We start from the raw sequence: 13,930 nt of genomic DNA on the forward strand, positions 1-13,930 counted from the left end.
TTGACCGAGCGGAGGATCATGCTCGTCCTCGACAACAAGGTCACCGCCGAGGTCCTCACCATGCCCGACGTGGTGCGGGCACTGGAGGAGTCCTACCGGGACCTGGCCGACGGCGAGGGCGTGTGCCGGCCCCGCATCGACCTCAACCTCCCCGTGGACGGCACGCGCGTGTACCGGTGGGGAACCATGGAGGGTGGCTCGGCACGCAGCGGCTACGTCGCCCTCCGCATGAAGTCCGACGTGCTCACGGAGACCGGGCCGCCCGGGCTGCGGACCCAGGAGAAGTACTGCGTACGGCCCGGCCGGTTCTGCGGCCTCGTGCTCCTGCTCGACGCGCGCACCGGGGAACCCCTCGCGCTCCTCAACGACGGCCTGCTGCAGCATCTGCGGGTCGGCGCGGACTCGGCGATCGGTGTGCGCTTCGGGGCCCGGGCGGACGCCCGGGTGCTGGGCCTGCTCGGTTCGGGCGGCATGGCCCGCAGCCATGTCGAGGCCTTCCGCACGGTACGGCCCCTGGAACGCGTCCAGGTCTACAGCCCCACCCGCAGCCACCGTGAGCGCTTCGCCGCCGAGATGCGGGAGCTGCACGGCCTGGACGTGGTGGCGGTCGACGAGCCCGAACACGCCCAGCGCGACGCCGACATCGTGGCGGGCTGCACCGATGCCGTCGGGGATGTCGTCCTCGGCCGCCATCTGTCCCCGGGCACCCATGTCACCTGCATCGGCGGCCACCCGGACGCGGCGGCGCGGGAACGCTTCGACGTCTGGCTGCGGCTGGGCAGCGCGAGCACGCCGGTGTCGACACCCGCCTGGGCGACCGCCGACGAGTACGTGTCCTACCGCGCCCGGCCCGACGACCCCGTCTGGCGGCACCACCACGAACGGGGGCCGCGCCGACCGCCTCGTGGCGCCCGAACGGTCGGTCTCGAAACCGTCCTCGCGGGGCGTGAACGCGCCCGCGACGACGAGCGCCAGGTGACGTTCTCGGAACGCGGCAACATCCAGGGCGCACAGTTCCACGCCGTCGCGGCCGTCGTCTACGAGCGGGCCCGCGAGCGCGGGCTGGGGCACGAGATCCCGCGCGAGTGGTTGTTGCAGGACATTCGCGACTAGGGGCGCCGTGACCGCTGGTCCCGGCTCAGCCCTGTTGGAAGAGCTCCGCGGGCAGCGGCTTGAGCAGGGCGTACAGGTCGTCCGTGATCGGGCGGTCCCAGGCGGCGATGGTCACCAGGACGTTGTCGCTGCGGTCGAACTGCACACAGGAGATACGGCTCTCGGAGAGCTTGAGGCGGCGCACGATCAGGAGGTTGTCGCCCTGCATGACCGGCATGTCGTCCGCGCCGACGACGGTCACCTCCTCGTCGTTCTCCAGCGCGAGCAGCAGCTGGGCCACCTCGAAGGGGACCTCGCCCTCGGCGACCTCGCGGGCCGGGGAGCCCTCCGGGAGATTGCCGATGATCATCGCGGGGCCGCGGCCGCCGAACAGGTCGTAGCGCAGGAAGACGCCCTGGCAGCTGCCGTCGGGGGCGGGGAGCAGGCCGGCGCCGAGGTTGCCGGGCCAGTCGCCCGGGTCCATGGCCAGTACGTCGAAGTCTGGGCCGGCGGGGGTCGCGCTGCGACGGCGGAGGAACGACATGGGGCAATGGTACGTGCCGTCCGGCGGTGGGGGTGGGGGCGTCAGGGGTTCGGGGGCGGGTGGGCTTGTTGGGCGGGTGCGGGTTCGTTGGGGTTGGTCGCGCAGTTCCCCGCGCCCCTGGGGGGTTGCACCCGGCGTGGGGTGGTCAGGGGTCGGGGCTGCACGGTTGAGCGCGCAGTTCCTCGCGCCCCTAGGGGGGTGTACCTGGCGTTGGGTCTTGGGTGCTCAGGGCTGCTTTTAGGCCTGTGTGGTCCGTGCCCAGTTTTCTCAAGGCTGCTGAGAGGAGGTGGGTGATGGTGGGCTCGTCCAGGTGGAGGTGGTGTGCGATCTCGGGTTCGGTGTGGCCGGCGGCTGCCAGGGTTGCGGCGGTGCGTTCGGTGGAGGTCAGGGTGTCTGTCGCGGTGCTGTGCAGGCGGCGGGGGCGGAGGCCTGCCGCGGCCAGTTCGTCGCGGGCCGTCTCGGCCAGGGCGTCGGCGGCGCACTGCACGGCCGCCTCCAGTCCGCGGTAGAGATGTTCGGCGGCGTCCCCGGGGTGGCCGGTGCGGCGTAGTTCGGTGCCGAGGGAGACGAGCGCGCAGGCGAGTTCGTAGCCGGCGGGTGAGCGCTCCAGGTGGGCGACGGACTCCTCCAGGTACTTCAGGCGGTCCGCGCCCGAGGAGACCTCGGCGGCGGTGCGCAGGGCCTGGCCGATGGCGGACGGAGTGCCGAACTGGCGGGCGCGGGCGACCGCTTCGACGGCGGTGGCCTGTGCGCGGTCGGGCGTCTCATGGGCCTCGACGCGGGCCAGATGCAGCTGCCAGGGGCACCACGCGGGGTTGCGGATGCCGCGCGGTTCCAGTCGGCGCCCCGCGGCGGACAGCTCCTCCGCCGCCTCCTTGGTGCGGCCGCGGGCGAGCAGCAGTTCCCCGTGCACGGTCTGCGCGTCGGGGAAGACGACGGCCGCCGGGAAGGGAGCGCGGAAGGAGTACTGCTCGCCGGTCCGCGCGGCCTCGGTGATTCGGCCGCGGGCGAGCAGGACCTCGATCAGGATGCCCACCGCATACCAGTGGGCGGGGGTGCCGGGGCCGACGCGTTCGGCGAGGCGGAGTCCCGCGCGGACGAAGTCCTCGGCCTCGGAGAGCCGGCCGCGGCGGTAGCGGACGTAGCCGAGCAGCGTGTAGGCGAAGGAGAGGTGGGCGCCCCGCCAGCCCTGGCGTTCGAAGTCGGCGATGCCGGCCGTGAAGAGTTCCTCGGTACGGCCGGGACGGTCGGCGTACATGAAGGAGAGCGCGACCAGGACGGGCACCTCGAAGCCGCGGTCGGGCTCGGCCCATCCGAGGCCGCCGGCCAGGGCACGTTCGGCGTGGTGGAGGACGACGTGGGCGGGTTCGCCGCGCAGGACGGCGTCCCAGGCGCGCAGGCCGATGACGTAGCGCTCGGTGAGGTCGCGGCCCCCCAGCCGGTCGGCGAGTGCGGTGAGCCGCCGTGAGCGCGAGGGGTGGTCGGGTTCGTCGGCGCGGAAGGCGTCCCACATGAACTGTTCGGCGAGCATGCGCAGCCTGACGCGGGCGTCGTCGGTGACCCGGATCTCGCGGGCGAGGGTGTCGGAGGCCTCGGCGAGCCGGTCGCTGTGGGCGAGGACCTGGGAGAGCCGGTAGACGATGTGCTGGCGCAGCGCCGCGTCGGCGATGGGCTCCTCCAGTGCCGCGCGCAGATGGTTGACGGTGGTGGCCGGTTCGGTGAGCAGCGAGGCGGAGCCCAGCTCGTACAGGACGGCGGCGCGGTCCTCGAAGGGCGGGGGTTCGCGCAGGGCGCGGGCGAGATAGCTGCGGGCGGCGTCGGGGGCGCCGGCCCGGAGGGTCTCCTCGGCGGCGGCGCGCAGTTGCTGGACGACCCAGGAGTCGCCGTCGGGGTGGGTCTCCAGGAGATGGCGGGCGGCGGCGGAGGGTCCCTGCCCGTCATTGACCACGCACCAGGCGGCCTGACCGTGCAGGGCGACGCGGACACCGGGCTGGATGGCGCGGTACACGGCCGTCGCGATCAGCGGATGGACGAACTCCAGGGTTTCGGCGCCGGTGAGGATGCGCGCGCCGCGCAGGGCGTCCGCCGCGTCGGCGGCCTCCTCCTGGCCGAGTCCCGCCACGGCCGCGGCGAGCAGCGGATGGATCTCTGTGCCGAGGACGGCGCAGGCCCAGGCGAAGCGCACGGTGGAGGTGCCGAGGCGTTCCAGCCGGGCGACGAGACCGCTGCCCTTGACTGCGGCGGCGAGGTCGCGCAGCAGATGGGCGCCGGGCTCGGTCGGGGTGACCCCGCGGTCGCGCACCTTGGCGATCAGCTCGACCGACTCGAACGGGTTGCCGCCGGTGACGGCCCAGCACTCGCGGCAGAACGCGTCGTCGGCGTGGGCGCCGACCGCTTCCCGTACGAGTCGGGCGACGGCGGCGGCGCTCAGCGGTTCCAGGTCGATGGGGCGGCCGCCCGCACGCCCCGGCAGGCCCTTGAACGACTCGGCGTGGTCCGGGAGTTCGTCGGGCCGATAGGCCACCACGACCAGCAGCGGAAGCTGTTCGGCGCGGGGCGCGAACGCGGCGAGCCAGCCCAGCGATTCGGGGTCGGCCCAGTGGGCGTCGTCGAGGACGAGGACCATCGGGGCGCGCAGCACGGCGAGATGGGTGAGCACCCAGTCGAGTCCGTCGCGCAGACCCTGCTGGTCGGGTGGCGCACCGCCGGTCGGGGCGCACAGGCCGAGGGCGGGGCCGACGATGTCGTACCAACTGCCGAGCGAGGCCCGCAGATCGGTCTCCCCGGATCCGGCCAGCTGGGGCTGCAGCAGTTGCCGGGCCACGTGGAAGGCGACGCGCTGCTCCTGCTCGCCGCCGCGGGCGGACAGGACGGTGCAGCCCAAGGCGGTTGCGCGGCGGCGGACTTCGGCGAGGAGGGTGGTCTTGCCGATGCCGGCGCGCCCGGCGAACGCGAGCAGGGCACCGCGGGAACGGTCGAAGCGTTCGGCCCCACCTCTGCGCAGGCCCGTGAGCTCCCCCAACGCCTCGTCCACAGCGGCGAGTTCACTTTCGCGCTCGAATATGGTCCGGTTGGCCCGCACACTGCGCTGCCCCATGACGTACCCCCTGTCACGGTGGTACACCTGCGCGGGGAGCGGGCGCACACCGTGACCTCCAGGCACCTCAGCGTACGCCTCCGGCGGGTCGCGCGACCCGGTTCGCGCGTTACCGACCGGATCGCCCGACCGGATCAGGTCAGATCGAACTCTCCCTCCCGCGCCCCCGACACGAACGCGCCCCATTCCGCGGGCGTGAAGATCAGGGAAGGGCTTTCGGGGCGGCCGCTGTTGCGCATCGCGATGAATCCCTCGACAAAGGCGATCTGGACATCCCCCAGGCCACGGCTGCTCGAATGCCAGTCGGCGTTGCTGAGGTCCAGATCCGGCTTCTCCCAGCCTGCCAGCGGGTACTGCTGGATGGTGCTCTCGGCCACGTCCGTGCTCCTCCCGGTTCGTCGTCCGCGGCCAGCCTAGCGATCGGTCTGTGATGCCGACAGGCCACGTGAGGGGGACCTTTTCGCAAGAGTTCTACGCGTTCGGGCGTTCGCTCCCGACGAGCCACATGGAGAAGAACTGCGATCCGCCCCCGTAGGCGTGCCCGAGGACCCGCCTGGCTCCGTCCACCTGGTGTTCTCCGGCCTGCCCCCGCACCTGGAGCGCCGCCTCTGCGAACCGGATCATGCCCGAGGCGCCGATGGGATTGGTCGACAGGACGCCGCCCGACATGTTGACGGGCAGGTCCCCGTCGAGCTCGGTCACCCCGGATTCGGTGAGCTTCCAGCCCTCGCCCTCGTCGGCGAAGCCGAGGTTCTCCAGCCACATGGGCTCGTACCAGGAGAACGGCACATACATCTCCACGGCGTCGATGTCGCGCCGCGGGTCGGCGATCTGGGCCTGCCGGTAGACGTCGGCCGCGCAGTCCTTGCCGGCCCGCGGCGAGACGAAGTCCTTGCCGGCGAAGAGGGTCGGCTCGCTGCGCATGGCCCCGCCGAGCATCCAGGCCGGTGGCCGCGGCGCGCGTGCCGCGCCCGCCCGGTCCGTCAGCACCATCGCGCAGGCGCCGTCGGAGGACGGGCAGGTCTCCGAGTAGCGGATGGGGTCCCACAGCATGGGTGAGGACCGGACCTTCTCCAGCGTGATGTCGTGCTCGTGGAGATGGGCGTAAGGGTTCTTCAGGGCGTTGCGCCGGTCCTTGTAGGCGACGAGCGAGCCGATGTGGTCGGGGGCGCCGGTGCGGCGCATGTACGCCCGCACGTGCGGGGCGAAGAACCCGCCCGCGCCCGCCAGCAGCGGCTGCTGGAAGGGGATCGGCAAGGACAGGCCCCACATGGCGTTGGACTCGGACTGCTTCTCGAAGGCCAGCGTCAGGACGGTGCCGTGGACGCGGGCCGCGATCAGGTTCGCCGCGACGAGCGCGGTGGAGCCGCCGACGGAGCCCGCGGTGTGCACGCGCAGCATGGGCTTGCCGACCGCGCCGAGGGCGTCGGCGAGGTAGAGCTCGGGCATCATCACGCCCTCGAAGAAGTCGGGCGCCTTGCCGATGACGACGGCGTCGACGGCGGCCCAGGTCAGCTCGGCGTCGTCGAGAGCGGCCCGGGCCGCCTCCCGGACGAGCCCGGCGATCGACACGTCCCGCCGCGCCGCCATGTGCTTGGTCTGGCCGATCCCTACGACGGCCACGGGCTCCTTGCTCATCGCGGATCCCCTTCGAGTACGGCGACCAGGTTCTGTTGCAGACAGGGACCGGAGGTGGCGTGGGCGAGGGCCCGGTCCGAGTCTCCGCGGTGGATCGCGGCGGCGGCCTCGCCGATGCGGATGAGTCCCGCGGCCATGAGCGGGTTGGCGGCGAGCGCTCCGCCGGACGGATTGACCCGTACGTCCTCGCCGAGCCGCAGCGCCTTGCGCAGCACGACCTCCTGCGAGGTGAAGGGAGCGTGCAACTCGGCGGTGTCGACGGGCCGTTCGAAGGCGCCGGCCTTCTCGGCGGCGAGCCGCGCGGAGGGCGAGTCGGTCAGGTCGCGGACGCCGAGGCCGTGGGCCTCGATGCGGTGGTCGATGCCGCGGATCCAGGCGGGCCGCTCGCACAGCTCACGGGCCCGCTCCCCCGCCGCGAGGACGACCGCGGCGGCGCCGTCGCCGATGGGCGGGCAGTCGCCGGCGCGCAGGGGGCGTACGAGGTAGTCGCCCTGCGGCACCGAACCGCTGAGCTGGGCATGGGGGTTGGCGGTGGCGTCCGTGCGGCTGCGGGCGGCGACGGCGGCCAGCGCGGGCTCGTCGGTCTCGCCGGCGTCGATCAGGGACTGCGCCTGCAGTGCGGCGAGGGCCACGGAGTCGGGCCACAGCGGGGCGACGTAGTACGGGTCGAGCTGCCGGGTCAGGACGTCGCGCACGGAGCCGGGTGAGGACTTGCCGTAGGAGTAGACGAGGGCGGTGTCGGCGTCGCCGGTGAGCAGCTTCGTCCACGCCTCGTACAGGGCCCACGCGCCGTCCATCTCGACGTGCGACTCGGAGATCGGCGGCCAGGCGCCGACGCCGTCGAGGGCGAGGGTGAAGGAGAAGGCGCGGCCCGCCAGGTAGTCGCTGGAGCCGGAGCAGGTGAAGCCGATGTCGGCGGTCTTCAGGCCGGTCCGTGCCAGCACGTCGTGCAGCACCGGCATGAGCATCTCGACCTCGGAGAGCTCGTCGCTGCTGCGGCGGTGGTCGGTCTGGGCGAAGGCGACCAGTGCTATGTCACGCATCACAGCAGCTCCTTGTAGGTGTCGTACTCCGCGTCCGGCTCCCCGTTCGGCCGGTAGTGGTCGGGATGGCGGGCCCCTTCGGTCCACACCGGTTCGACGCGCAGTCCCATGCGGACCTGGTCGTAGGGGATGCCGCCGATCCGGCCGTGCAGCGCGAGTCCGGCGCCGTCGAGGGCGATGTGGGCGTAGACGTAGGGGACTTCGATGTCGAGGTTCCTGGCCTTGATGTTGACGATGCAGAAGGTGGTGACGGTGCCGGCCGGGCCCACCTCGACCTGTTCCGTCGTGGCGACGCCGCAGGTGGGGCAGGCGCCGCGCGGCGGGACGTACACCTTGCGGCAGGAGGGGCAGCGTTCGCCCATCGTGCGCCGGTCGGCGAGCGCGCGCAGGTAGGCGGTCTGCGCGCGGCCCGGAGAGTAGGTGTAGTCGAGGCGGGCGGGAGTGACGATGCCGGTGATCGCGTCCGCGAACTCGCCGCTGTGGCCGCCCGGTTGCTGCTGTTCGCCGTCGTACGGCTCGAAGCAGGCGATGTCCGTGATGGCGCCCTCGCGCGATGCGGCCCAGCGCACGCGGACGCGCATGCCGGTGTGCACGGCGTCGGGGCCGGGCGCGTCGAGGGCGTGCAGCAGGGCGGTGTCGGCGCCGTCGAGCCGGACGAGGACCCAGGCGAAGGGTGTGTCCAGGGGCTGGCCGCGGCGCGGCGCGTGGTTCCAGGCCCAGGTGGTGACGGTTCCGGTGGGGGCGACCTCGACGAGGTCGCGTATCTCGTCGGCGGTGACGGGGTCGTACTCGACGGGCGGGACCAGTACGCGGCCGTCGCCGGTCCGCACCCCGAGGACGACGCGCTCGCGCAGACCGGTGAGGAAGGCGCTCTGGACGGGGCCGAGGGAGCGGGTGAAGGGGAACTCGACGGTGAGAGGGGCGGTGAGGACTTCGGGCATGCCGATCTCCTTGACAGGGCCTGCTGGGGCTCAGGCTCGCTTGTAGACGGGCGGTCGCTTCTCCGCGAAGGCGCGGGCGCCCTCCTTGGCGTCGGCGGTGTCGAAGATGGGCCATCCGCGCGCGAGTTCGGCGGCGAGCCCGTCCGTCTCGGTCATCTCCGCGCTCTCGTAGACGGACGCCTTGACGGCCTCCACGGCCAACGGACCGCAGGCGTTGATCAGTTCGGCGATCTCCAGGGCCTTGGCGAGGGCGGTGCCGTCGGGCACGACATGGCCGATCAGGCCGATGTCGGCGGCCTCGCGGGCGCTGTAGGGGCGGCCGGTGAGGAGCATCTCCAGGGCGTGGGTGCGCGGGATCTGGCGCTGCAGCCGGACCGTGGAGCCGCCGATGGGGAAGAGTCCGCGTCTGACCTCGAAGAGCCCGAAGGTCGCGGACTCGCCCGCGATGCGGATGTCGGTGCCCTGGAGGATCTCCGTGCCGCCGGCCACGCAGTGTCCCTCGACCGCGGCGATCACCGGTTTGCGCGGGCGATGGTGGCGCAGCATCGCCTTCCAGTGCAGGTCGGGATCGGCCTTGAGGCGGTCCCGGTAGTGATCGCCCTCCATCCCCCGGCCCGCCAGGGCCTTGAGATCCATGCCCGCGCAGAAGGCACCGCCGCCACCGGTCAGCACGATCGAGCGGACGGCGTCGTCCTCGTCCGCCTCGATCCAGCCGTCGTACAGCCCGACCAGCATCGGCAGCGACAGCGCGTTCTTGGCTTCGGGCCTGTTGAGCGTGAGCACCAGCGTGGCGCCTTCTCGCTGCACGGTGAGGTGTTCGGTCCCACCCATTGCCGTCTCCCCTCTCCGGGAACGAGAACAGGTTGCAGTACCCCGGAAGGCACTTCAAGAGTTTTCTGACAGGCAGTCAGATTTCTTCGCGCGAACCCTTCACAGTTGCCGCGCCCTTTGCTCTGATGACCGGCGAACCGACGGATGCGCCTTGCTTCGTCATGGCTGCCGGGGTCAGGAGGAGCGGTGGAGTACAACCTTGCGGACCTGTTCGAGTCGGTCGTCGACGTGGTGCCCGACCGCGAGGCCCTGGTGTACATCGACCACCCGGGCACGGGCGCTGAGCGCCGTCTGACCTACGCGCAGCTGGATGCGGCGGCCAACCGCATCGGTCACCATCTGCTCGACGCCGGGATCCGCCCGGGCGAACACCTCGGGCTGCACCTCTACAACGGCATCGAGTATCTGCAGACGGTGTTCGGCTGCCTCAAGGCACGGATCGTCCCCGTCAACGTCAACTACCGTTACGTGGAAGACGAGTTGGTCTACCTCTACCGCGACGCCGATCTCGTGGCCCTGGTCTTCGACGCCGAGTTCGACGGCCGGGTGGCGGCGTCGCTGCCGCACTGCCCGAAGCTGCGTCATCTCGTACGGGTCGGGGGCGACGGGGGTCAGATGGCCGCCGTGCCCTTCACCGAAGCGGAGGCGGGCGGTTCACCGGAGCGTGGCTTCCCGGTGCGCTCGGGCGACGACCAGTTCATCATCTACACCGGCGGCACCACCGGGATGCCCAAGGGTGTGATGTGGCGTCAGGAGGACCTGTTCTTCTCGGGTCTGGGCGGGGGCGCGCCGACCGGTGAGCCGGTGACCAAGCCGCAGGAGCTGGCCGAGCGGGTCGCGGCGGGCGGCGACGGCATCACCTTCTTCCCCACTCCCCCGCTGATGCACGGCACCTCCACCCTCACCTCCCTCATCGGCTTCAACTTCGGCCAACGCGTGGTGGTCCACCGCAAGTTCGTGCCCGAGGAGGTGCTGCGCACGATCGAGAAGGAGAAGGTCACCAGCATCTCGCTGGTCGGTGACGCGATGCTGCGGCCGCTGATCGATGCCCTCAACGGGCCCCTGAAGGGCACCGACTGCTCATCGGTGTTCAGTGTGTCGTCCTCCGGCGCGGTCATGTCGGAGACGGTGCGCCGCCAGTTCCAGGAACTGCTGCCGAACATCATGCTGCTGAACAACTACGGCTCGTCCGAGTCCGGGTTCAACGGCACGGCGACGAACGACTCCGGCGCGGGCCAGAGCTTCCGCATCCGCGTCAACTCCCGTACGAGGGTGGTCGATCCGGCCACCCATGCGCCGGTGGCGCCGGGCGAGGTGGGGCGCGTGGCGCAGTGCGGACACGTTCCGCTCGGCTACTACAACGACCCGGCCAAGACCGCCGAGACGTTCTTCGAGCAGGACGGCGAGCGCTGGGTGCTCCTCGGCGACATGGCGACCGTGGACGAGGAGGGCGTCGTCACGGTTCTGGGCCGGGGCTCGCAGTGCATCAACACCGGGGGCGAGAAGGTGTACCCGGAGGAGGTCGAGCAGGCGCTGAAGTCCCATCCGGACGTGTACGACGCGCTGGTGGCCGGGGTGCCCGACGCGAAGTGGGGCAGTCATGTGGCGGCGGTCGTGCAGCTGCGTGAGGGAGCGGCGCGACCCTCGCTGGAGGATGTCCAGTCCTTCTGCCGTACCCGTCTCGCCGGGTACAAGATCCCGCGCCAGCTGGTGATCACGGCGGCCGTACGGCGCTCACCCAGCGGGAAGGCGGACTACCGGTGGGCCCGGGAGGTGGCGGCGGCGTCGGACGTGGCGTCCGCGTGAGCTCCGTGATCTCGGTCCGCGGCATGGACCGGCGTAGTCTTTGCGCGCGGTTGACCCGGGCTTTTTGAACGGAGAGTGAAGCCGGGCCGTACGGAGGTTGGCGGCCCGGCCCTGCGGGCCCGGTCCGCCGTGCCATCACCGGGCTTCGCACGGAAGGACCTACGGGTGTCGCACCTCACGCCCCCTCGCCAGCTGCCGGACGTCACAGCGGGGGCCGACCCCGATACGGCTGTGACTCCTGATGTTGCCGCGCCCTCGGACGATACGGCAACGGAGGGTGTGACCGAGGCGAAACAGGCGGAGTCCCCCGAGCCGGGGGCGGACAACGACACCGCGCCCGCAGCCGACAGCGCACCGGCGACTGACTCCGCACCCGCAGCCGACACCGCACCCGCCGCGGATTCCACCCCGCCGACCCGCCCCGGCTGGTTCGGCTGGCGTCGTCGCTACCCTCTCGCCGCGCGTGTCGTGCGGGTGGGCGTTCATGTCCTGGCCGCCGCGCTGGTGCTCGTCGTGCTGCTGGTGCCCAACCGGCTCGACTGGATCACCGTCCGGTCGTTCTTCCGCCTGCCCGTCGAGGGACTCTTCCTCGCGGCGCTGCTGCTCCTGCTGCCGTCGAGGGCACGGAAGATCACGGCCGGGGCGCTCGGGGTGTTCCTCGGCCTCACGGCCATCCTGAAGTGCCTCGACATGGGCTTTCGCCAGACCCTGGCCCGGCCGTTCGACCTGGTCTTCGACTGGGTGCTGCTGAACGACGCCGCCGACTGGCTGAAGGACTCGTTCGGCCACACCGGCGAGGTGCTCGCCGTGATCGGGGTGATCGTCCTGGCCGTCGTGGTGCTCGTGGTGAGCGCTCTGGCGATGGTCCGGCTGGCGAACCTGATGGGCCGCCACCGATCCGTGACCGCGCGCTCCACCCTGGTCCTCGGCGTCGCATGGATCATCTGCTTCACCATGGGGGTGCAGTTCGGCGGGGTCACGGTCGCCACCAAGGGCTACGCCCAGTACCTGTCCAACCGTGTGCAGTACGTCCGCGAAGGACTCGGTGACGCCGACGTCTTCAAGAAGCAGATGGCCGTCGACGCCTTCGCCAAGACCCCGCCCGACCAGCTGCTGACCGGACTGCGGGGCAAGGACGTGATGTTCACCTTCATCGAGAGCTACGGCCGTGTGGCGATCGACGACCCGTCGATGGGGCCGGAGCTCGACAAGACGCTCCAGGAGGGCGACGCCAGGCTCAGGTCGGCCGGGTTCGCCGCACGCAGCGGCTGGCTCAGGTCGCCCGTGACCGGCGCCGGCAGCTGGCTCGCCCACTCGACGTTCCTGTCCGGCCTGTGGGTCAAGAACCAGCAGCGGTACCGGACGCTGACCACCAGCGACCGCTCCACCCTCACCAGCTACTTCCAGAAGACCGGCGCCTGGCGCACGGTCGGCATCGTCCCGGGTGTGCGCAAGTCCTGGCCCGAGGGCAAGTACTTCGGCCTCGACCACATCTACGACTCCACGCACCTCGGCTACGAGGGCCCTTACTTCAGCTGGACGCCGGTGCCGGACCAGTTCAGCCTGGAGGCCTTCCAGAAGCTGGAGCACGGCAAGAAGAACCGCGACCCGATCATGGCGGAGATCATCCTCGCCTCCAGCCACAACCCCTGGTCCCCCATCGCCCACATGATCGACTGGAAGGACCTGGGCAACGGCAAGGTCTTCTACAAGATCAAGAAGGAGGGCACCAACCCCACCCAGGTCTGGAAGAGCGCGAAGCGCGTGCGCACCGAGTACCGCAAGGCCATCCAGTACTCCCTGGACAGCCTGACGCAGTGGATGCAGCGCTACGGCGACAAGAACACCGTCCTGGTCTTCCTCGGCGACCACCAGCCCGTGCCGACGGTCACCGGAGGCAGCGCCAACAGGGACGTGCCGGTCACCATCGTCGCCCACGACCCGAAGGTGCTCGACCGGGTCGCGGACTGGGGCTGGACGGACGGGATCAAGCCCGCGGACGACGCCCCGGAATGGACGATGAACAAGTTCCGCGACCGCTTCATGACGGCGTACGGGCCGCAGTCGAAGTGAGGAACGCGGTCACCCGGCCCGCGAACCACTCCGGGTCGTCCACCCACGGGTAGTGCCCGGCGCCGGGCTGGACGGTGAGCTCGACGTCCGGGAAGACGTCGGCGGCGGCCCGGGCCAGCTCGGGGCGGGGGCCGCCGTCGAGTTCGCCGGCGAGGACGAGGACGGGGGCGAAGACCGCGCCGAGCGCGGTGCGGGTCGCCTCGGGGTCGTACGCGCCCTCGGAGCCGTAGACGTCGGCGGCGTCGTCGTTGAACTCGACCTCGGCGCGGGCGTCGTGCTCCGCCGCCGTGGTGTTCCAGCGGCCGTAGAAGAAGGGCGCGAAGGCCGGGTCGAAGTCGGCCTGTCCCGCGAGCCACTCCTCGAACGCGGGGAACAGCGCGTCGAACCACGGCTCGCTGCTCCTCAGCCGGGCCGCCGCCAGCCGGTGCTCCGGCGTCGGCGGCATCCCCAGCGCCCACGGGATGGCGGTCACCAGCACCAGCCGGGACACCCGCTCGGGGTGCCGGGCGGCATAGAGCATGGCGAGACTGCCGCCCGCCGAGTGCGCCAGCAGATCCATGCGCTCAAGTCCCAGGTGGACGCGCAGCGCCTCCACGTCGTCCACGAGCCGGTCGCAGCGGTACGTCGCCGGATCGGCCGGTGCGGCGGAGTCGCCGGTGCCGCGCAGGTCGAGCAGGGCCAGCCGGCGGTGTGCGGTGAGGCCGCCCAGGTCGCCGAGGTAGGCGGAGGCCCGCATCGGCCCGCCGGGCAGGACGACCAGCAAAGGGCCCTCGCCGCGCAAGTGGTAGGCGAGTTCGGTTCCGTCGGGCGCGCTGAAGGTCGGCATGGCGCCGATCCTCGTGGCCTGCGGGCGCGGGCCGCAACG

The 13,930-nt window shown here is 71.6% G+C and carries 11 protein-coding genes; 3 read left to right on the forward strand and 8 right to left on the reverse strand.

Features of this window, described 5'->3' with window-relative positions:
• Nucleotides 1–18 precede the first annotated feature (18 nt).
• Nucleotides 19–1,113 (forward strand): ornithine cyclodeaminase family protein, encoded by a 1,095-nt coding sequence (locus MQN93_RS22275; RefSeq protein ID WP_242710962.1) that lies wholly within the window; start codon nt 19–21, stop codon nt 1,111–1,113.
• 25 nt (nt 1,114–1,138) lie between these two features.
• On the opposite strand, the gene MQN93_RS22280 is transcribed toward MQN93_RS22275, so the two are convergent.
• From MQN93_RS22280 to MQN93_RS22310, 7 genes are all read right to left on the reverse strand, one after another.
• Complete coding sequence (locus MQN93_RS22280) at nt 1,139–1,636, reverse strand: hypothetical protein (protein ID WP_016433329.1); 498 nt, start codon at nt 1,634–1,636, stop codon at nt 1,139–1,141.
• Nucleotides 1,637–1,826: 190 nt separating this feature from the next.
• Nucleotides 1,827–4,733, reverse strand: coding sequence for an ATP-binding protein (locus tag MQN93_RS22285; RefSeq protein WP_242710963.1), 2,907 nt, complete (start codon nt 4,731–4,733; stop codon nt 1,827–1,829).
• Between the two features lie 134 nt (nt 4,734–4,867).
• Nucleotides 4,868–5,110, reverse strand: a complete 243-nt coding sequence (locus MQN93_RS22290) for a DUF397 domain-containing protein (protein ID WP_016433331.1) — start codon at nt 5,108–5,110, stop codon at nt 4,868–4,870.
• A gap of 94 nt (nt 5,111–5,204) precedes the next feature.
• The gene (locus MQN93_RS22295; RefSeq protein ID WP_242710964.1) at nt 5,205–6,371 is read right to left on the reverse strand and encodes a thiolase family protein; all 1,167 of its coding nucleotides are present in this window, start codon (nt 6,369–6,371) and stop codon (nt 5,205–5,207) included.
• A complete protein-coding gene (locus MQN93_RS22300) occupies nt 6,368–7,414 on the reverse strand; it encodes a thiolase family protein (protein WP_242710965.1) in 1,047 nt (348 codons plus the stop codon). Before MQN93_RS22300 ends, MQN93_RS22295 begins: the two co-directional genes overlap by 4 nt.
• A complete protein-coding gene (locus tag MQN93_RS22305; protein ID WP_242710966.1) occupies nt 7,414–8,355 on the reverse strand; it encodes a Zn-ribbon domain-containing OB-fold protein in 942 nt (313 codons plus the stop codon). The genes MQN93_RS22300 and MQN93_RS22305 overlap by 1 nt, the downstream gene beginning before the upstream one ends.
• Before the next feature lie 30 nt (nt 8,356–8,385).
• A complete protein-coding gene (locus MQN93_RS22310) occupies nt 8,386–9,186 on the reverse strand; it encodes a crotonase/enoyl-CoA hydratase family protein (protein WP_242710967.1) in 801 nt (266 codons plus the stop codon).
• Nucleotides 9,187–9,372: 186 nt separating this feature from the next.
• Here MQN93_RS22310 and MQN93_RS22315 point away from each other — a divergent pair, with 186 nt between their 5' ends.
• Nucleotides 9,373–10,992, forward strand: a complete 1,620-nt coding sequence (locus tag MQN93_RS22315) for an acyl-CoA synthetase (protein WP_242710968.1) — start codon at nt 9,373–9,375, stop codon at nt 10,990–10,992.
• Between the two features lie 279 nt (nt 10,993–11,271).
• Nucleotides 11,272–13,065 (forward strand): alkaline phosphatase family protein, encoded by a 1,794-nt coding sequence (locus MQN93_RS22320; protein ID WP_242710969.1) that lies wholly within the window; start codon nt 11,272–11,274, stop codon nt 13,063–13,065.
• Here the strand turns inward: MQN93_RS22320 and MQN93_RS22325 are convergent.
• The gene (locus tag MQN93_RS22325; RefSeq protein ID WP_242710970.1) at nt 13,034–13,891 is read right to left on the reverse strand and encodes an alpha/beta fold hydrolase; all 858 of its coding nucleotides are present in this window, start codon (nt 13,889–13,891) and stop codon (nt 13,034–13,036) included. The genes MQN93_RS22320 and MQN93_RS22325 overlap by 32 nt on opposite strands.
• Nucleotides 13,892–13,930: the final 39 nt, after the last annotated feature.

Origin of the sequence: Streptomyces spinosisporus (assembly GCF_022698145.1) — a bacterium.
Taxonomy (GTDB): Bacteria; Actinomycetota; Actinomycetes; order Streptomycetales; family Streptomycetaceae; genus Streptomyces; species Streptomyces spinosisporus.

What these genes read in the sequence shown, in the direction of transcription:
- MQN93_RS22300 (WP_242710965.1), bottom strand. Translation starts at nt 7,414, where the DNA reads ATGCGTGACATAGCACTGGTCGCCTTCGCCCAGACCGACCACCGCCGC.
- MQN93_RS22295 (WP_242710964.1), bottom strand. Translation starts at nt 6,371, where the DNA reads ATGAGCAAGGAGCCCGTGGCCGTCGTAGGGATCGGCCAGACCAAGCAC.
- MQN93_RS22285 (WP_242710963.1), bottom strand. Translation starts at nt 4,733, where the DNA reads ATGGGGCAGCGCAGTGTGCGGGCCAACCGGACCATATTCGAGCGCGAA.
- MQN93_RS22310 (WP_242710967.1), bottom strand. Translation starts at nt 9,186, where the DNA reads ATGGGTGGGACCGAACACCTCACCGTGCAGCGAGAAGGCGCCACGCTG.
- MQN93_RS22275 (WP_242710962.1), top strand. Translation starts at nt 19, where the DNA reads ATGCTCGTCCTCGACAACAAGGTCACCGCCGAGGTCCTCACCATGCCC.
- MQN93_RS22280 (WP_016433329.1), bottom strand. Translation starts at nt 1,636, where the DNA reads ATGTCGTTCCTCCGCCGTCGCAGCGCGACCCCCGCCGGCCCAGACTTC.
- MQN93_RS22325 (WP_242710970.1), bottom strand. Translation starts at nt 13,891, where the DNA reads ATGCCGACCTTCAGCGCGCCCGACGGAACCGAACTCGCCTACCACTTG.
- MQN93_RS22305 (WP_242710966.1), bottom strand. Translation starts at nt 8,355, where the DNA reads ATGCCCGAAGTCCTCACCGCCCCTCTCACCGTCGAGTTCCCCTTCACC.